Raw genomic sequence first — 19,773 nt, forward strand, 5'->3', positions numbered from 1 at the left:
AGAACGCTTGCAAAATCTCTGGATATGTTCTATACTTCGAATCGTAAACGTTGCAATCGATTGCACTGATAAATTTTGAGAGGAGTTTTAAAAATGAAAAAAATATTTACGTTTGATTTTTGGCAAAAATTCGGTAAAGCTTTGATGGTCGTTATCGCGGTCATGCCGGCAGCTGGTTTGATGATCAGTATCGGTAAAATGATCGCTATGTTCTCGGGGGATGTCCAACTGTTGCTGACAACGGCTGGGGTTATCGAAGACCTAGGTTGGGCTGTCATCGTCAACCTGCATATCCTGTTCGCTGTCGCCATCGGGGGATCTTGGGCGAAAGAACGTGCCGGCGGAGCCTTCGCAGCACTGCTTGCCTTCATCCTGATCAACCGCACGACCGGTAAACTTTTCGCGGTGACCGGAGACATGCTGGCTACGGACGGCGCGACAACCAAAACCTTGTTCGGACAGGACATCCTGGTGAACGGCTACTTCACTAACGTTTTGGGCGCACCTGCTTTGAATATGGGCGTCTTCGTCGGTATCATCGCCGGTTTTGTCGGTGCCGTCATCTTCAACAAATACTACAATTACCGCAAACTTCCTGATGCGTTGTCCTTCTTCAACGGCAAACGCTTCGTGCCTTTCGTCGTCATTGGTTGGTCCGTTCTAATTTCCCTTGTCTTGGCAATCATCTGGCCAGTCGTTCAGACCGGCATCAATAATTTCGGGATTTGGATCGCAGACTCCGCGGATACAGCACCGATTTTGGCGCCGTTCGTATACGGTACACTGGAGCGTCTGTTGTTGCCGTTCGGTCTGCACCATATGCTGACGATTCCGATGAACTACACTTCCTTGGGCGGAACTTACACAATCTTGACGGGTGCCGCTGCAGGTTCGCAAGTGTTCGGACAAGATCCGCTATGGTTGGCTTGGGCCAGCGATTTGGTGAATTTGAACAACACTGGAGATACCGCAGGCTACAACGAATTGCTGAATGCATTCACTCCGGCCCGCTTCAAAGTTGGCCAAATGATCGGCGCTGCCGGCAGCTTGATGGGCTTGGCTTATGCAATGTACCGCAACGTCGATGCCGACAAACGTCCGAAATATAAATCCATGTTCTTCTCCGCAGCCATCGCTGTTTTCCTGACAGGCGTAACTGAGCCGCTTGAGTACATGTTCATGTTCGCTGCACCGCTGCTTTACGGAGTCTACGCAGTCCTGCAAGGGGTCGCTTTTGCCATGGCCGATATCATCAGCCTGCGTGTCCACTCCTTCGGTACGCTGGAATTCCTGACCCGCATCCCGATGTCCTTGAAAGCCGGCTTGTGGTTGGATGTCGTCAACTACATCTGGGTGACGCTCGCATTTGCTGTGATTATGTACTTCGTTGCCAACTTCATGATCAAGCGCTTCAAATTCGCAACACCAGGACGTTTGGGCAACTATACCGACTTCGATGGTGAAGGCGAAGAAGCTGCTCCTTCCACTGCAACAACGACCGGCAACGCTGCTGCATCCGATAACGACAAACTTGTTTGGAACATCATCGGCGCATTCGGCGGGCAAGACAACATTTCTGAAGTCGATGCGTGTATGACACGTTTGCGCGTCACGGTCAAAGATGAAACACAAGTTGCGGAAGACAAAAAATGGTCCACACTGGGCGCACGCGGCGTCATCCGCAAAGGCAAAGGCATCCAAGTCGTGTACGGACCTCAAGCAGATGTCCTGAAATCTGATATAATAGATTTATTAGGAAAATAGAAAGGTGAGGACCACATGAAACTACTGACTTTGAATACGTACAGCTGGGTCCAAACAGCAGATCCTAGCCTGTTTGCCCCTCTTGTTGCCGACATCGTGGAAAACCAATATGACGCCATCGCCCTGCAGGAAGTGAATCAACTCTCTTCCGGGCCGGTCATCAACGATCCGGAAGGCTATCACGCGACGCAGAATGAAATCCCGATCAAATCGGATAACTTCGCCTACTTCTTGGTGAAGGCCCTAGCAGAGAAAGGCCTTGTCTACCATTGGTCTTGGGTGCCGTGCCACCAAGGCTACTTCCGCTTCGACGAAGGTGTCGCCATCCTCAGCAAAGCGCCGATTCAGTCAGTCGATCAGGTCCAACTTTCTATAGTCAATGATTTCGAAAGCATCCACACCCGACGCGCTTTGGTCCTCGAGACCGAAGCCGCTGCTTTCGTCTCCGTCCACCTATCCTGGTGGAAAGAGGAAGAAGAAAATCCATTCCTGCGCGAGTGGTCTGCAGTTGAGTCTGCAGTCAAAAAGCTGCGCGACATCAAGCCCATCTACGTGATGGGTGACGTCAACAACCCAGCCGATGTCCGCAGCGAAGGCTACGACCTCATCACGAACGCCGGCTGGCAAGATGCCTACGCCGTCGCCGCAACGCGAAGCGGCTCCGCAACGGTTCCGCCGGCGATCGACGGCTGGGAAGGAAACGAAGTGCCCTTGCGCATCGATTACATCTTCTCGGATCAACCACAAGCGGTCGAAACGTACGAAGTTAAGTTCGATGGAAAGAAGTTGGCTTGCGTGTCTGATCATTACGGAGTTGCGGTAACGTACGCTTAAACTTAATACATTTGGATGAAAGAAGGTATACCTCGCGCGAGGTATACCTTCTTTTTACATTTAGTCTTGTTGGGCACGGAGGCGGGGGCGCCGTGAAATGCGGAATTCCCCGCCAAAAGCATTTTGGCGGGGAAAAATAGAGCGTTCCACACCGAAATAACCTTCCAAAGCAGTTTTGGAAGGTTATTTCTGGTCGAATCCGGTCCAAAAAGCCCGCCAAATCACGTTTGGCGGGCTAAGTCGCAGCGTTATCCGCTCTGACGTCACTGCTTGAGTAGGCTATTCGTGTAATCCACATATTTTCTGTACAGGCTGTCCAAAGTCAGGTGGATGGGCAGGAAGGAAACAATTTCGGTGTCACCCTGCATGACCGGGGTGCTTTGGAAATACAGATTATACTTCCCTAAAGAAGCTAAACTGTTATTGCTCAAGCTAGTAATCGAGACAATCGGAATGCCTTTTAGCTTCAAAATGCCCATTTCTTTTTCAACTTCGCGTATGTCCCCGCTCAACGAAACCACGATCAACAAGTCAGAAGGCCTTATGTCGCTTTTGGATGCCATTTCCAATTCCCTTTTGGCTTCCAATAGAATGGGATATTTGCCGACAGCAATCATCGAGCGTAAGAAGTCGGCTAAAACATTGCGCTGTCCCCAACCTGTTCCATAACAATAAATCCGATTTGCTTCATGCAACTGCTTCAAAATGGGTGTCAATTCGGTTTGTTCAAAAATTTTCTTTGTCGCTTCAATGTCTTTGATCTGCAGACTGTAAAGATCTTGTTTTTCTCCGGTGACGTTTTGCTTGGAAATATCTTTTCGGATGCTGTATTTGAACTCACTGTATCCGCTGAATCCCAGCTTTTGCGTCAAGCGCAGGATGGATGATTTCGATGTCAGCGTCTCTTTCGCCAATTCAATAATGGTCATTTCTTGGCAATTCGCCTTGTTCCTGATGATGTATTCAATAATGGCTTTTTCATTTTCATTCAGTTCCTGGAAGTGCTCATTGATGATGCCTTCTAATTCCACCCATATCCCTCCGTAAACAAAGAGTCGCCTACCAAGAGCAACTCTCTTTGGTGTGCGACTCTATTGTATCATATGAAGTGTCTGTTTCAGGACGGAACTCTTAGTTTAAAGTTGGCCAAAACTCCGTGTTGACGGCAATGAAATCATCCAGAATGTTTTTGGCTACACGCGCATTCGGCACGATGCGGGAAACAGTCAGTGCTTGCCATAATTTTTGGTAGGAGCCTTCTTCCCAAGCTTCCACTACCAGTTTTTCAACAGCGACTTGCTGTTCCATCAAACCTTTTTGGAAGCGAGGGATTTCACCTTGAACTAGCGGTTCCGGACCATTTGAACCGACGATGCAAGGAATTTCCACCATCGCTGTCGGATCAAAATTGGAGATCGCCCCATTATTCGGAACAATCAACAGCATGCGCTCTTTTGTATTGTACGCAATCGCCCGAGCCAAATCGACAATGTAAGAAGCGTGATCGTCCATTTCCAGTTCGGAATTCACCGCTGTCCCAAGTTGCGCAATGCGGTTGCATTCCCCAAAGACCATCTTCTCACGGTGATCCATCACCTCGTTGGCGCGGGTATATTCAGGATTGGCTTTTTCGACTTCATCTTGTGGGAATAAGTAGTACTTCAAATAAGTGTTCGGCAAGGTTTTTGGATCCAGTGGATAAACTTCTTTGGCTTTTCCGAATGTGTGTACCCAGCTCGCTTCGACTTCCTCGCTGCCCTTTCCTTCCAGCTCGGCAGGCGTGAGGTAGCCATGCTCTTTGACATGCTTTTGGATTGCAGGCATCAGGTCATTGCCGTCTTTATCACGGATATCTGTCCACCATCCGAAGTGGTTCAATCCATAGTAGCGTATGGAAAGTTCTTTGCGGGATTTCATTCCAAGAATTTCCGCCATGCGATGTTCGATACCTACCGGCATATCGCATATGTTGATGATTTTGCTGTTTGGACGCAGTTTACGCGTCGCTTCCGCTACAATCGCCGCTGGATTGGAGTAGTTCAGCATCCATGCGTTCGGAGAATATTGTTCCATGTAATCCACTAACTCCAGCACGCCTCCTATCGAACGCATGCCGTATGCAATCCCGCCCGGTCCACAAGTTTCCTGGCCGATGACGCCGTATTTCAAAGGAATTTTTTCATCTTTTTCACGCATCGCGTATTTCCCGACACGGATATGGGCCATCACGAAATCGATATCGGTAAAAGCAGTTTCGGGATCAGTAGTTGCAACAAAAGTGATTTGAGGCGCACGTTCTTTTAGGATAATTTCGCACGCATCCGCGATTTGCTTCTGTCTCTCCGGATCATTGTCATAGAATTTGATTTGTCTGATCGGAAAAATCTCCAGATTCTCCAACAACATCATAATGATTCCCGGTGTAAAAGTGCTGCCTCCGCCTGCGATAGCGATTGATTGTTTTTTTAATTCCATTTTTATTCTCCCTTTCTATTTTTAACTTAGTTTTTTATGATGATAAATCTATTGGATATGTTGTTAAATCGGTCTTTGTTCGACCAGCTGATCGAATGCTTCCCTGACTTGCGGAACATCCAGCCCCACAATCACTTGAAATGCCCTTCCATTTCTGACGAGACCATGAGCACCACCTTCTTTGAATTCCGCATCGGTTGCCACCAATGCTTCATCTGCCACCGTCACACGTAGCCTTGTAGCGCAGTTGTTCACCTCGACAATATTATCAACGCCACCTAACGCTTCCATATAATGCGCAGCTCTCACAGTGTACGGATTGCCTGCCAGCTCGCCAGCATTTTTCTTGGCTTGCTTTTCCCGGTACTCTTGTTTGCTGTACATCTTGACTTCTTCAGCATCTTCACGCCCAGGTGTTTTCAGGTCATATTTCAGAATGGCGAATCGGAACACAAAGAAATAGATGACACTGAATGCAAAGCCGACTGCGAAGAGAGTTAGGACCGAACCCATATGATTGATTGACATCGGAATGATGAACTGCGACAGGTTCGTGATCAACCCACCACCGATATCTCCGACAACTCCGAAAGCATATACGGTCGCGCCTAAAGTTGCCGCCAACAAAGCATGAACCAAGAACAACTGCGGTGCGATGAAAAGGAACGTGAATTCGAACGGTTCCGTGATCCCGGAAAGAATGGCGGTCAAAGCTGTCGGAATCAACAGTGCCAATGTTTTTTTACGCTTCTCAGGACTGGCTGTCGTATAAAAAGCAGCCGCAATCCCCAAAGGTGCGAATAGTTTGGAAACATTATGCAGCGCAAACCCACCTTCAGGGAACAACTCTTTCAAAGGCTTAGTCGACTGTGCGAATGTATTCAGATTTTCCAACCAAGCAGCGGTCAACCCGCCTTCGACTACCGCTGGCCCAAAAATGAACGGTTGGTAGATGAAGTGGTGCAAGCCCGTCGGAATCAAAATCCGTTCAAGGAACACATACAACCAAACACCGAATGTCCCGGAACTGGCCATGAAGCCTTGTGCTGATCCGATGCCGCTTTGGATGATCGGCCAAATCCAAGCCGTCAAAAACGCTACGGGCAACATCAGGAAGAACCCAATGATCACGACTAACGAAGAACCTTGGAAAATACCGATCCAATCAGGCAATTTCTTTTCGAAATAGCGATTGTGAATCCACACAACGATTGCCGCAATCAAGATAGCACCGATTAAATTGGTGTCCAGCGTCTTAGTCCCAGCAATCATTTTCAGGCCACTGTTGCCGCCGACTTCTTGGGTGAAGTCAACATTGAATGTCGGTCCCATCAGCTGAAGAATTTTGCTTAAGAAGTTGTTAAATGTGGTATAAACAACGAACGACTCCAAAGCTGCACGAGCATTTGCTTTTTGCGCCAATCCCATAGGCAAACCAATAACGAATAATAACTCAATCTGATTAAAAACTGTCCACCCACCGGATTCAACAACCGCCCAGAAGTTTTTCCATATCGTTCCTTCCGCTGCGATTCCACCAACCAACATTTCATTTTGGAACATGATCGAAAGCGACAAGATAATCCCTGCAAAAGCGAATAATAAAACAGGTGTAAACATGGCGCCGCCGAAGCGTTGCAATTTCTGCATCATCATTTTTCATCTCCTTTTGTTTTTTGAAATCCTTTTCATGTGACTACTATAGCACGGGTAAAAGGGCCCAACAATAAGATGGACCCTTTTAGGGAAAGCGTTCTCACACTGGCCTTTTTACCATTTCCCGGGAAATTTCCCAAGGGGTTTGTCTAAGCATCTATAAGACGTGCCGCTGCGCATCACCTACATCCTCTGGGATCCTCCGCAAGCGTTCGAAGTCAAGTTTGGCGGAAACAAATGGCCTTGCATCTCAGACCATTAAGGGCTTGGAGTTTTGCTCGTGTAATTTTTATCAGCTACATAAAAAGGATGTTCTCAAACCATAAAAATGATCCGAAAACATCCTCTTTGCTGTGGGCTCAAACTATCTCAACATGTAAAGTTGATATCAGCCGCTGTTCATTTATGCACATATCTTGCCATCATACCGTTCCGGCTCATCCTCGTCGCCCAACCCATCGGGTAAATGCGTTTTTTGAATGGTTATTGTTTAAAGAGATGTCTTTCCATATTATTTTCAATCTGTATGTCCGACATATTCAGTAAGAGGTTTTATACTTGCTAAGGAGTCCCTACAGAAAAGAAAAGAATGATCTTCAGCTTAGCTGAAGATCATTCTTTTCTTAATTTATTATCATATTATTCTACTGTGATTTTTTCAGCCCATGGTGTTGCAGTTTTTTCAATGACAGCATTCAGATCTTCGATATTTTTACGTCCGACTGTCTGTAACCATTCTCTTGCAGCATCAACGCCATCACGGGCGAAAATGACTACTGAGTCTTTCCATGTTGCACGACCGCACAGTACACCATTGAATGTCGATCCGCCTTCTTTTGCGAATTCCAATGTTTTTTGGAATAATTCTGCGGAAACACCCGCACTCAAGAAAATGAATGGTAATTCTGTCGCTTCAGACTGTTCTTTGAAGAATGCTAAAGCTCCTTCACGTGTGTGAACAACTTCACCCTTTGAAAATCCTTCAACATAGTTCATGTTGACAGGGACTTCCATTTTCAACACATCCACAGCATAGCGCGGATCAGAGAATACTTTCATGGATTCAATGACTTTGCGTGGTTTTAATTTTGCATATTCAGGAGAATTTACATCGATATTACTTGCATCATACGTTACAATTTCAAGAAAGAAAGGAATATCTTCAGCAATACATTCTGAACCAACACGTTCAACAAAGCCATGTTTTTGATCATTTATTGCTTCATCTTCATCGATATCGTAATATAGCAAAATTTTTACGGCATCTGCCGGGATTTCCTTGATACGTTTTGCTGACCAGGTTGCCAACAAATCAGGAAGCCTTCCTATTTCTGTTGCATCATAACCTGTTTTTTCATATGAAATCAATAGACCCGCATTTTCATCGCGCAAGCCTGCTGCAGGTAAACCATATTCGGGATCCAATAAAATGGATGAAGAATACTTCGTCAATTCTTGCGATACCAAATTTTTGAAGTTGATGATGCCCTCATCCCCAACATCTGTAGCACTATTATCAGCGATCATCTTTTTCAATGACCCTCTTTGGTCAATTGCTAATGCCGCTATGACATTATTTTTATCAGAAACATTCTTCAGGTATTCGTATTTTCCTTTTGTTACATTATGCATAAGTACACTCCTTTAATTTTTATATCCTAGTGACTTGTATCTGTCTATAATAGAAATCATAATTTTCACGATTAATTTGTCCGGTCTTTGACTCCAACGTATTCAATACGCCTGCTGTCATGGCCATCTTCAATAATTCTTCATCTGCACATTTGGATTCCAGTGCTGCCGCAATTCCCGCTACCGTTGCATCGCCTGAACCTACAGGGCTGACTGCCTCGATTTTTGGAACTTCGACACGATAGTACCAGTCATTGTGTTTAGCGAATGCGCCTTTACTTCCCATTGAGACAATAATCCATTCAATCCCCTGATAGCGTGTTCCTTCCAGAACTGCTTTCAAATCATTCAAGTTTCCGCTCAACGTTTTGCCTTCCAGTGCGCTTAGTTCACTGATATTTGGCTTGATGACGGTCGGTTTACTATCAGTTGCTTCCAAAACTCGTTGGAATGGTTCTCCTGAAGTATCAAGAACAAGCGGGATATCCTTTTCATTTGCCTGCATAATCATTTTTTCATAGCAGCCCGGTGATAGCCCTTTCGGTAGACTCCCAGAAATGGTAATGACCGAAACGGATTCATCACGTAATATATTTGCAAAATGTTTCAAGAATTCATTCTCTTCCCATTCACTCAACGTTGGTCCAGCCTCGAGAATTTCGGTTTGATTGTCCTCATGGAGAATGGCGATACAATTCCGTGATTCTTTGGTCGTCTGATAAAAATCATGTTGGATTTTCTGTTGATCTAATTGTTCTTGGATAAACTCCCCGATCGTACCACCAATAATACCTGTAGCCAATACGTTACTACCGAGTTGCTTTGCGACACGGCTGACATTCAAACCTTTCCCACCCGCTGTTTTGGAAACATTCTCCACACGATTCACATCGTTTATGACGAGTTTTCCAAGTTGATAAGAGATGTCCACCGATGGATTCATAGTTACCGTTACAATCACATTTCCACCTCATTTAGTGTTTGGGTATTTTCGCTCATACTTTCTTCAAAAACACATCCAACGACCACTTGTGTCGTTGGATGTCAACTTATTCAAACGTTATTCTAAGAGGAACTTCCTACCAAATAGAAGGCCAGATTCCGAACCCAGACCCTAGCAAGCCAAGTACCAACAATAGTCCGATAGCTTTCAATGGTGTCCAATTCCTCTTCACAAAGAAGAAATAAAGCATCAAGGTTAAGGACAATGGAATCAATTGTGGTAAAATACCATCCAAAATGCCTTGGATATTGATTGTTACTGGTACTTCATCGAATTCATTGTAAGTGATTTGCATGTCGCCATTCGAAAGTTCACGAATGCTTGCGCCATCAGCTAGGACAGGTTCGCCTGTAGCAGCGTCGACAACGGGGGCTCCGGCTTCATCCATACTATAGATTTGGTCAGCATATGTATCCAATGAATCAGCAGTCACAACAGTCGTGATAGCAACCGTTTCAAATGTAGTGCCATTCGGTACTTCGACACCTAATTTTGTAGCACCATATAAACTTGTTAAAGAACCAACAACAAAGATACCTAAGATGCTGGCAGCACGTGTAAATTCCTTTGCATTCTCGGTAAGAAGGCCGATTGCATCCGTACCTAATTTGTATGACCAATTCATCAAGAAGAAACGGATACCGAATTGCGCAGCGTTGAAAACGAGCAGGAAGATGAATGGTGCCGCGATATTGCCGGTCAAAGCCATGTTTGCAGTGATACCCGCTGTGATTGGAACCAAAGTGAACCAGAACAGTGCATCACCTATACCACCTAAAGGACCCATTGCAGCAACCCGTACGGCACGGATAGTTGGGATATCTGTTTTATTCTGTTCGAGTGATAATACAATACCCATTACGAATGTTACCAAGAATGGATGCGTGTTGAAAAATTCCAAGTTATGCGACATAGAAGCTGCCAAGTCATCTTCATCTGTATGGATTTTTTTCAGACCTGGTAAAATCCCGTATAACCATCCGTTTGCTTGCATCCGTTCGAAGTTGAAAGAAGCTTGCAGAAACAATGAACGCCATACCATTTTATTTAATGTTTTCTGATCAAGTTTAGGGGCTGCCGTTGTATTTTTATATGAATCCGGAATGTTATATGCCATCTTCTCCACCTCCGTCAGTTGTAACACCTACGTTTGCAGTCTTGAATTTTGTTTGTATTTGGTAATCCCAGAATGCAAAGCCGAAGCCGATTAACGCTAGTAGTAATAATGCAGATCCGCTTAGAGCTGGAATACCGGCTACGATGTTTGCTAGAGCGAATCCAGTGAAATAGAATCCCCACATTTCGCGTGAAACCATAACTTTTAATAGAATTGCAAAACCGACATAACGCATCATACCTCCGGCCGCACTTAAACCACCCATTAACCAAGCTGGAATAGCACCTACTACAGAGTCTCCGAAAGCAGCTCCACCGATAAAGAATAGCGTTACGATAACACCAAAGATAAGTCCTAATATTGTCATTGCCAGATAATTCAACTTCTCAATACCCTTGTCATCCGCATTGTGTGCATATTTGTCAGCTATTGACATCATTGGAGACATCGCTGAAAAGATTAGCGTTACACCATACTGACCAAGCAATGAGAACGGTACCGCAGTCGCTACGGCAACGGTTGGTTCCAACTTCAGCGAAATCGCCAAAATTGTCGCCATAATTCCCCCGATAACCGCATTAGGTGGTTGAGCTCCCCCTACTGGCATGTTCCCGATGGTCATCAATTGATAGGTACCACCGACAATCAACCCTGTGGTTACGTCGCCTAAAATCAAACCAATGACCGGCCCCATAACAATTGGTTGATACAGCGACTCCAAGAAACTGAATTGATCAATTGCAGCAATGAAAGTTACAACGAAAACGAGAATGATTTGAATAATGCTGTAATCAAATTCCATTATTTATTTCCCCTTTCAAATTGAAACGCTTAACTATATAATTTTGATACATCTTCAGCTGCCATCGTTGGTACACGTCGGATTTCCAGTTCAACGCCCTTCTCCTGAAGTTTTTTGAAGGCTACAATATCGTTCTCATCAACCGCAACAGATGTTGCTACTTGACGTTTCCCTTCGGACATATGCATGTTACCGATGTTGACTTTCTTGATGGGTACACCTCCCTCCACTAATTTCAAAACGTCTGAAGGATTCTCACAAATGATAAAAATCTTCTGACGATCAGTTGCTTTATGAATAATTTCAATGGTTTTTTCCAAAGTGAAGTAACGTGTAGCTACTCCTGATGGTGCCGCCATGTCCATTAAGCCTTGCCTCATTTTGTCTCCTGCAACTTTATCATTCGCTACGAGAATCAGGTTGGACCCTAAAGTTGAGTTCCATTGGGTGGCCACCTGTCCGTGAATGAGTCGATTATCTATTCTTGTCAATAATATGTTTGGCATGGTATTGCTCCTCTCTTGACTATCTACCTTTAAAAAGGATACGCTTACAAAACTCGCAGAATTGCTGGACTTTTTATTTAATTAAAATCCATTGGACACTCACCAAAAATACTTCCTGAACAAGGCTGCTCTATTTCATGATTTCAGAAATGGCATACCGAGAAATGGTCATGATGGCCCCAGATTTCACTTGGATATCCACCGTATCGGTACCGACTGAACTGACGACCCCATAAATACCATTTGCAAAACTGACTTTTTGCCCTTTAGCAAGCGCTGTATGCAACTGAGAGAAATGTTCTTTCTGCTTCTTCACACCACGAAAGCTCGTCAAGTAATAAACAATAAGCACCAGGATAATGAAGGCTATCATCACGATGGATGAACCTAATATGATTTCCCACATCTAAATCCCCTCCATTTCTTCGTTTTCTTGCTCTTCTTTATCTACCGGCAGTTTGGGATGCTGGACACCCTGCATTCCCACTTGTACGGCTTGCTCAGCCAATGCGTCCACATCTTCACTGTAGATGCGTCCCAAACCGATTTCGATCAGCATAGGAAGGTTCGTTCCGGTGATAACCTCAACCTTATCGTACTCGGATGCCTTGATCATAGCTGTACGGAATGGCGTACCTCCCATTAAATCAGTGAAAATGATGACACCATCCGTATGCTGACGCAAGTTTGCTATGGATTCCTCCATATTATTTTCAAACATTTCCAGTGAATCTTCTTCAAAAAATGGAACGACTGCATAGTGTTCTTGATCTCCTCCAATCATTGTTAATGCTTTTGTCATTCCAATTGCAAATTCTCCATGTCCAGTAACAATGCAACCAATCATCAAATCACCTTCCTTATTTTCATTTGTACTTCATATAAGCTATCTTTCCGTCTAAATAAGTTTCTTCCAATTCTAAATTTTCATTCAATACGATAAAATCCGCTGCATGTCCTTTAGCGATTTGTCCGCAGACGCCATCGATACCAACACTTTGGGCGGGAATAAAACTCGCCATTTTTATGGCCTCAGCGGGTGTAGCAATCCCCCATGATACGACGTTTTGCACCGCCTGAATCAGTTCAAGAACGCTGCCTGCTAAGCTACCGTCGGATACCAATCGTGCGGCGCCATCCTTGATCAAAACAGGGAACTCTCCCAGCATCGACTCTCCTTCTCCGAGCCCACCACCACGCATGCAGTCGGTAACCAATACCGTCTTATCACGGCCGTGGCCATCCATTACAACTTGAGCGGATACCGGATGCACGTGATGGCCGTCGCAAATCAGTTCATCGAATACATTCTTTAGAGTTATGGCTGCTCCGACAACGCCTGGTTCACGATGATGAAGACCGCGCATGCCATTGTATGTATGTACGAAAATGTTCGCACCATGTTCAACGGCCTCTTTGCACTGCTCATAGGTGGCTTCTGTATGGGCAATAGCCGTACGGATGTTATGTTCTGTTGCATAATCGATAAAATCCAACGTACCGGCTCTTTCTGGGGCCAACGCAATTTTTTTCACGTTGCCTCTAGCTAATTTTTGCCATTTGGCTAGTTTTTCGATAGAGGGATCTCCCATGTATTTAGGATTCTGAGCCCCTTTATATTTTTCACTAAAGAACGGTCCTTCCAAGAAAATCCCCTGTATTTTCGCGCCCCGGATGCTAGCTATGTTCTCTCCGATCATGGCGCATACCGCATCCAGTTGTTCCGTCGAGGCAGTCAGTGTCGTCGGCAGAAATGACGTTACTCCACAAGAAAGGATTCCCTCGGCAATAACATTTAGCCCTCCCAAATCGTTGTCCATCACGTCGTAGCCTTTATAGCCATGAATATGTGTATCGACCAAACCCGGAGCGATCCGTTTACCGCTATAGTCGATAATGTCGCCATCTGATGGTTTTTCACTTATAAATGATCCAAACTTACCGCCTGTTATCTCGAGGTAACCTGGTCCCTTTTCTCCATCGGTGAAATAAAACGTTTCCGCGAAAACATATTTTTTCATTTTCAAGCCTTCTTCTCTTTTGTTATTTATTCTGTATCGGTGATACTATAGATATTTACACCTTTCACCACGCGATTCACTGTTCCAGATGGAGATGGTGTATCAGGGCGATTTCCTACTTTGATTGCAGTGAAAAGGGATAAGGCTTGTCCGAACATCGCGTACGGTAAAGCCAGATAAGCATCAGGTACTTGTCCGTAGCTTCCTTCAAACAGAAAGTTAGTCCCTTCAAATTTCAGATTTCCGTCTACAGAAATGCCGCAAATCGTTTGAGCAACTTTGTCTCCGTCCAGCTCTGTCAACATGTCGATGTCGTATTTGCGTGTGTAGGCATCGTTGGATACAAACAGGAATACAAGTGATTTCTCATCGACAAAAGATTTCGGGCCGTGTCGGAAACCCAGAGAGCTATCGAAAGCGGTCGCGACTTTACCGGCTGTCAACTCCAGAATCTTAAGCTGTACTTCACGGGCTAATCCCGCCAAACCACCAGATCCTAGATAGATAACGCGATTGAAATCTAAATCTACGAATGCTTGGATTTCCTCTTCGCGGGTGAGGACAGTATTACCCATTGAAATAATACGAGATATGATGGCTTCTTTTTCTTCCGATTCAGCTGGGTCGAACGTTAAAAGTGCCGTTAATGTCATACAAGTAAAGCTTCCTGTCATTGCAAAACCTTGATCGTTCGAACGACTCGGCATCAACAGCAGCAAATTCTTGTCGTCTCCGGCAGCATGCTGAGCAAGCTTTCCATCTGGAGCACAAGTGATGGTGATTTGATAAAAATCGTTGACTATTTGTTTTCCTAATTCAACAGAAGCCAAACTCTCCGGACTGTTTCCGCTACGGGCAAACGAGACTAAGACGGTCGGTATTTCTGCTTTGAAATAACTCTTAGGATTGGAAACAAGATGCGTCGTAGCTACGGTTTGAAACTCGAAATGTGCTTCATCACCTTTTTCTTTTAGGTAAGGTAAGATGGTATCTCCTACATAGGCGGATGTTCCAGCTCCTGTAAAAATGACACGAATATGTTCATGTGCATCCTTAATCATTTTAAGGAAGTTTGTGATACGTTGAGACTCTCGTATGTAGTAGTCAAATGCTTCTTGCCATAATTCTGGTTGTTGCTTGATTTCTCTTGTCGTGATTTCAGCACCCAGAGAAGTTAAATGATTTTCTGAAAATGTAAACACGTTGAACACTCCTTTTTTTGTCTTGCTTGTTATATTCCGCTGTTATTTTTTAGAATGGCGAATCTTGTAGACGAATTGGTCACCGCGCGCCACACTCAATGTATACTCAATAATTTTGTTTTCTTGGCTATAGGTTGTCCGACGAATTCGCAAGCAGGCCGATCCTATTGGCAGCCCTAATTGCTCAGCCTCTTTTTCTTGTAATACGGAAGCATAAAATTCTTCATCTGCGTACTTGATATCCTGATTATAAAATCGCGGATACAACTCGTATAAAGGCATACTTTCAAGCTTACTGATTGTCAGGTCCGTGAATAAATATGCTGGGATAAACGTTGTTTCATACATCATCCGCATCCCATCTGCCGAACGAAGACGTTTCATTTTGTAAACATACTCACCTTCCTGAATACCTAAATTTTTTGCGAGATCTTGATTTGCTAAGATGTAATCCAGTGAAAGCACTTGTGAGTGCGGTGTTTTTTCGATTTGCCTCATCTGATCAGTAAAGCTATAGGAATCTGATAAATTCTGCATTTCCTTCCATAGCCCCGAGACAAATGTCCCTTTTCCGTGGCGTTTAAGAATGTATCCCATTTCTTCAAGTTCATTCAATGCAGCGCGGACCGTTGTACGACTGACATCATATTTAAGGCAAATTTCTCTCTCGGAAAGCATTTTTTCATCAACACTTAAGTTCGTTTTTATGTATGCGATTAAGACATCAACTAGCTGATTGTATAAGGGAATCGAACTATTTTTATCCAGCATATTTCCATCCTCTTTCCTGAAATGACAGTCCTTTCCAATAGAATTGTCTCATCACCCCAACTGGTAACTACTTGTCATTACCAGTTACAAGTAAATAATAATGCACCCGGTTTCATTTGTCAACAATAATCTTCACAGAATTCATTACGCCGTCCGCTTTTTTTCCGAAGACATGATGGTTGCAGGATACGCACTCCAATTGTTTGCAGCACAAATAAAAAACTAGCCGGATACCCGCGAAAAAACGCGGTGTATCCGGCTAGTTCTGATTATTACTTGATTTCTCTTGTCGTGATTTCAGTACCCAGAAAAGTTAAATGATTTTCTGGTAATGTAATCACGTTGAACCATCTTTTTTTGGTATTACTTATGATATTTCGCTGTTATTTTTTAGAATGGCGAATCTTATAGACGAATTGGTCCCCGCGCGCCACACTCAATGTATACTCAATAATTTTATTTTCTTGGCTATAGGTTGTCCGACGAATTCGTAAGCAGGCCGATCCTGCTGGCAGCCCTAGTTGTTCAGATTCTTTTCCCTGTAATACTGAGGCATAGAATTCTTCATCTGCGTACTTGATGTCCTGGTTGTACACTTGTGGATACAATTCGTATAAAGGCATACTTTCAAGCTTGCTGATTGTCAGATCCGGGAATAAATATGCGGGGATAAAGGTTGTTTCATACATCATCTGCATCCCATCTGCCGAACGAAGCCGTTTCATTTTGTATACATGCTCACCTTCCTGAATGCCTAAATTTTTTGCGAGGTCCTGATTGGCTACGATGTAATCAAGGGAGAGAATTTCTGAGTGCGGTGTTTTTCCGAGTTGTTTCATTTGTTCAGTAAAACTATACGCTTCCGATAGATTCTGCATCTCTTTCCACAATCCTGAAACGAATGTTCCTTTGCCATGGCGTTTGAATATGTAGCCCATCTCTTCAAGTTCATTTAATGCTGCCCGGACAGTTGTGCGACTGACATCATATTTAAGGCAAATTTCTCTTTCGGAGAGCATTTTTTCATCAATATCCAAATTAGTCTTTATGTGCTCGATTAATACATCCACTAGTTGATTATATAAGGGGGTTGAATTATTTTTTTTAAGCATATCTTTATACTCCTTTTTGAGAACGGATTCATAAACAATAAAACTTATTCTATGCTGGCGATTGCTGGTAGTTACCAATAAACAACAAATAATAATCCATCCAATTTCATTTGTCAATAAGAGTCTTCAAGAATTAAATTTCCGGAAACAAAAAATCCTTTAAACGCCCGGTAAGATAACTTATCCATGAGCAGTTTAAAGGATTTATTCTTTAGATATGCATAGTCGAGAAACTGCGTTACAAGGCTTCCTCTAACTATTCATCCTCTTCATCAAAAACTCCAGCGTTTAACAAATCATTTACTTTTACAATACTTTGTTTGGTTTCCATAACGAGAGAATTGGCGTTGCCAATTAAAGCAGCATTTACGAAGCTGATCACCATCGGCAAGTTCATCCCAGCATATAATTCAAATTCAGCACCATTCATAATCTTTTTTGAAGCAATATTACAGGGGGTTCCACCCATCAAATCGGAAAAAACAGTGTAATTCCCGTGCAATTGATCCGTTACTGCATCGAATTTTTCCGTAAAATCCTTGTCACCTTCGTTGGGAAGCAAAGATACAGTATAAATATTTCCCTGTGGTCCTAAAATCATTTCTGCGCTTCTTTTTAACTCTATGCAAAAATCTCCATGACTGATCAATATTAAATTAGTCAAATCACTCACTCCTTTATTTAGCTATAACACCTAGTGCGGATAAAGCTACAGATACAACCAATACAATAAAGATTGCTTTAGTTGAAGTAATGTTTTTCTTTCCTAACAACCAATACACAGCTCCTACAATAGCTGCCGGCAGCAACCGCGGCATAATCATGTCAACGTTATTTTGGACATCAATCACTAAAGAACCGATCGATGGTGTCCAAGATAAATGTACATTAATCATAGTAGCAACCAAAGCTCCAACCATGAACACTCCCATTAATGTAGCAGCATTAGTGATAGCGTTCAGACGGCTTTGCATTGTTGTAACAAGCGTTACCCCTTCTTTATAGGCAATCTCAATTTGCATCCAACGGAAGTACATCACTCCAATTTGCACAATCATCCACAAGAAAGCTCCAATCGGGTTGCCGTTCACCGCCATATTTGCTGCTAAAGCTCCAAATATCGTGGGTAACAAAGCTCCAAAAATAGAGTCTCCGATAGCTGCAAAAGGTCCCATTAAACCAACTTTAATCCCGGATACTGTTTCTTTAGAAGCAATTCCTTCCTTCTCTTCAATAGCAAGATCGATACCTGTAATGATTGTATTCAGAAAGTTGGTAGTATTAAAGAACTGCGTATGCGTTTTCATCATTTCTTTTAATTCTGGAGTCCCATCTCCATATATCTTTCTCAACTGAGGTAGGATGGTATACAGATACCCCGTACCTTGCATGCGCTCATAATTCCACCCCAGTTGAAATCCAAATAAACTTCTTCTATTAATTTGGTTAAAGTCTTTTTTTGTTAATTTGTAATTAGATTTCGTCATCTTCGATTTCTCCTTCTTCTGATCCGGAAGCGTTATAAGAGGAATTTATTGGTGCTTCTACTGACCGTTTATATTCATTAAAGGCTAAAGCAAAACCAATCAATGCTATACCCAGCATCGGCATCGCTGTAAAGTTGGCGTTAAGGCCTTCCACAACCCCAGCTACAGAACCGCCGATCCGTTGAATATTTCCGAATACAGTTGTAAGGAGTGCTGTAATGACAAAGCCTAAAATCAAATAAGGTGCGTGTTTTTTCACTGGCAGATATCTTAATAAAATAGCAAAACCAACAGCAGGCAATACAGCTCCAGCTACTGATAATCCGTCGCCCAGCCATTTTAAATCACCGTTCAAGAATCCAACGATAGTATTCACAAATCCGCCGCCAAAACTTAAAGCCAGAAACACTGGCAAGGCTCTTGACAATGACCAAGAGAGCGAGCCCATAAGGAAGTTTCTCTCAATCCCCTTGTAATCCATTGCTTCAATCTTCGCATCGACTCGATGAGCAAAAAAAGTATTTGCAAATCGGCCCAAAATATCCATTTGAATCATCAGACCCGCTACCGGAACTGCGATGGCTGCAATCGCTTGTTCAGGGTTCATTCCTAATCCAACCGAAAATGCCGTAGCCAAGACCGTCCCTGAATTTGCGTCAATTCTGGACGAACCACCAAACGTTCCTACACCCAGAATAGTTAACTGCATACTACCACCGATTATTAAACCAGTTGTCATATCCCCCATTATCAACCCAGCGATCAACCCAGCAAACACCGGCTGACTAAGCGTTGAATAAACTGTCAATTCATCTAAAATCTGATAAGCTGCATACAGTGTAAGTAAAATAATTTGCCACCATGCTATTGTCATTGTTTTATTCTCCTTTTTTATCCACTAAATATGTGGTTTTAATAACGTCATAAAGTTTTCGGCGCGATCGTTCGGAACCATCTGAGAAACCAGTTGTATACCTTTTTCATCAAGTTTTTTAAATGCATCTATATCTTCATCCAAGACATTGATTGACCTTGTGATCGCTTTTGAATGCTCTGACTGCGACATATTTCCCACGTTAATTTCTTTGATCGGCACGCCTAATTCGATCAAATGCAACAATCGATCTGGTCTTTTGGCAATGATCAGTACACGTTGACTATCATACTTGCCGGCCAGAATATTAGCGGCTGCTTTCTCAACAGACAAAATACTTAGTTTCACTCCAGCTGGGGTTGCTAATTTCAACCCGCTTTTCTCAATTGCGTTATCCACTATTTCATCATCCACGACCATGATTCTGCCTATGTCCAATTTGGTTGTCCATAAATTTGCTACTTGCCCATGAATTAACCTTCCGTCAATTCTTACTGCTGTAATACTCATGATAATT

Annotated in this window: 19 protein-coding genes and 1 pseudogene; 2 read left to right on the forward strand and 18 right to left on the reverse strand. The window is 43.5% G+C overall.

Annotated elements, in window-relative coordinates:
- Positions 1–93: 93 nt before the first annotated feature.
- Positions 94–1,755, forward strand: a pseudogene (locus WBM30_RS01700) (PTS transporter subunit IIBC); the annotation flags it as partial.
- Positions 1,756–1,779: 24 nt separating this feature from the next.
- On the forward strand, positions 1,780–2,598 hold the full coding sequence (locus WBM30_RS01705; RefSeq protein WP_424899070.1) for an endonuclease/exonuclease/phosphatase family protein: 819 nt from the start codon (positions 1,780–1,782) through the stop codon (positions 2,596–2,598).
- 263 nt (positions 2,599–2,861) lie between these two features.
- On the opposite strand, the gene WBM30_RS01710 is transcribed toward WBM30_RS01705, so the two are convergent.
- From WBM30_RS01710 to WBM30_RS01795, 18 genes are all read right to left on the reverse strand, one after another.
- Entirely contained in the window at positions 2,862–3,629 is a 768-nt protein-coding gene (locus WBM30_RS01710; protein WP_424899071.1) for a MurR/RpiR family transcriptional regulator, read from the reverse strand.
- 100 nt (positions 3,630–3,729) lie between these two features.
- On the reverse strand, positions 3,730–5,073 hold the full coding sequence (locus WBM30_RS01715; protein WP_424899072.1) for a 6-phospho-alpha-glucosidase: 1,344 nt from the start codon (positions 5,071–5,073) through the stop codon (positions 3,730–3,732).
- Positions 5,074–5,136: 63 nt separating this feature from the next.
- Positions 5,137–6,726, reverse strand: coding sequence for an alpha-glucoside-specific PTS transporter subunit IIBC (locus WBM30_RS01720; protein ID WP_424899097.1), 1,590 nt, complete (start codon positions 6,724–6,726; stop codon positions 5,137–5,139).
- 642 nt (positions 6,727–7,368) lie between these two features.
- Complete coding sequence (gene lacD / locus WBM30_RS01725; protein ID WP_424899074.1) at positions 7,369–8,361, reverse strand: tagatose-bisphosphate aldolase; 993 nt, start codon at positions 8,359–8,361, stop codon at positions 7,369–7,371.
- Between the two features lie 19 nt (positions 8,362–8,380).
- Positions 8,381–9,322, reverse strand: coding sequence for a tagatose-6-phosphate kinase (gene lacC, locus WBM30_RS01730; protein ID WP_424899075.1), 942 nt, complete (start codon positions 9,320–9,322; stop codon positions 8,381–8,383).
- Positions 9,323–9,440: 118 nt separating this feature from the next.
- A complete protein-coding gene (locus tag WBM30_RS01735; RefSeq protein ID WP_424899076.1) occupies positions 9,441–10,481 on the reverse strand; it encodes a PTS system mannose/fructose/sorbose family transporter subunit IID in 1,041 nt (346 codons plus the stop codon).
- The gene (locus tag WBM30_RS01740; RefSeq protein WP_424899077.1) at positions 10,471–11,283 is read right to left on the reverse strand and encodes a PTS mannose/fructose/sorbose/N-acetylgalactosamine transporter subunit IIC; all 813 of its coding nucleotides are present in this window, start codon (positions 11,281–11,283) and stop codon (positions 10,471–10,473) included. The genes WBM30_RS01735 and WBM30_RS01740 overlap by 11 nt, the downstream gene beginning before the upstream one ends.
- A 29-nt stretch (positions 11,284–11,312) precedes the next feature.
- Positions 11,313–11,789 (reverse strand): PTS N-acetylgalactosamine transporter subunit IIB, encoded by a 477-nt coding sequence (gene agaV / locus WBM30_RS01745; RefSeq protein WP_424899078.1) that lies wholly within the window; start codon positions 11,787–11,789, stop codon positions 11,313–11,315.
- 130 nt (positions 11,790–11,919) lie between these two features.
- A complete protein-coding gene (gene yajC, locus WBM30_RS01750; protein WP_176974237.1) occupies positions 11,920–12,195 on the reverse strand; it encodes a preprotein translocase subunit YajC in 276 nt (91 codons plus the stop codon).
- Positions 12,196–12,636 (reverse strand): PTS galactosamine/N-acetylgalactosamine transporter subunit IIA, encoded by a 441-nt coding sequence (agaF, locus tag WBM30_RS01755; RefSeq protein WP_424899079.1) that lies wholly within the window; start codon positions 12,634–12,636, stop codon positions 12,196–12,198.
- Between the two features lie 19 nt (positions 12,637–12,655).
- Positions 12,656–13,810: an N-acetylglucosamine-6-phosphate deacetylase gene (gene nagA, locus WBM30_RS01760; RefSeq protein ID WP_424899080.1), complete on the reverse strand. Its 1,155-nt coding sequence runs from the start codon at positions 13,808–13,810 to the stop codon at positions 12,656–12,658.
- Positions 13,811–13,836: 26 nt separating this feature from the next.
- Positions 13,837–15,012 (reverse strand): SIS domain-containing protein, encoded by a 1,176-nt coding sequence (locus tag WBM30_RS01765; protein WP_424899081.1) that lies wholly within the window; start codon positions 15,010–15,012, stop codon positions 13,837–13,839.
- A gap of 42 nt (positions 15,013–15,054) precedes the next feature.
- Positions 15,055–15,783 (reverse strand): GntR family transcriptional regulator, encoded by a 729-nt coding sequence (locus tag WBM30_RS01770; RefSeq protein WP_424899082.1) that lies wholly within the window; start codon positions 15,781–15,783, stop codon positions 15,055–15,057.
- A gap of 383 nt (positions 15,784–16,166) precedes the next feature.
- Entirely contained in the window at positions 16,167–16,895 is a 729-nt protein-coding gene (locus WBM30_RS01775) for a GntR family transcriptional regulator (RefSeq protein WP_424899083.1), read from the reverse strand.
- Between the two features lie 256 nt (positions 16,896–17,151).
- On the reverse strand, positions 17,152–17,559 hold the full coding sequence (locus WBM30_RS01780) for a PTS sugar transporter subunit IIA (protein ID WP_424899084.1): 408 nt from the start codon (positions 17,557–17,559) through the stop codon (positions 17,152–17,154).
- A 13-nt stretch (positions 17,560–17,572) separates the two neighbouring features.
- Entirely contained in the window at positions 17,573–18,382 is an 810-nt protein-coding gene (locus WBM30_RS01785; RefSeq protein WP_424899085.1) for a PTS system mannose/fructose/sorbose family transporter subunit IID, read from the reverse strand.
- Positions 18,369–19,256 carry a PTS mannose/fructose/sorbose/N-acetylgalactosamine transporter subunit IIC gene (locus tag WBM30_RS01790; protein ID WP_424899086.1) on the reverse strand — a complete coding sequence of 296 codons (888 nt, stop codon included), beginning with the start codon at positions 19,254–19,256 and terminating at the stop codon, positions 18,369–18,371. Before WBM30_RS01790 ends, WBM30_RS01785 begins: the two co-directional genes overlap by 14 nt.
- A gap of 24 nt (positions 19,257–19,280) precedes the next feature.
- Positions 19,281–19,766: a PTS system mannose/fructose/N-acetylgalactosamine-transporter subunit IIB gene (locus WBM30_RS01795; protein WP_424899087.1), complete on the reverse strand. Its 486-nt coding sequence runs from the start codon at positions 19,764–19,766 to the stop codon at positions 19,281–19,283.
- Between the last annotated feature and the right edge of the window lie 7 nt (positions 19,767–19,773).

The sequence above is a fragment of the Trichococcus sp. genome, assembly GCF_049684335.1.
In the GTDB taxonomy this organism is placed as follows: domain Bacteria; phylum Bacillota; class Bacilli; order Lactobacillales; family Aerococcaceae; genus Trichococcus.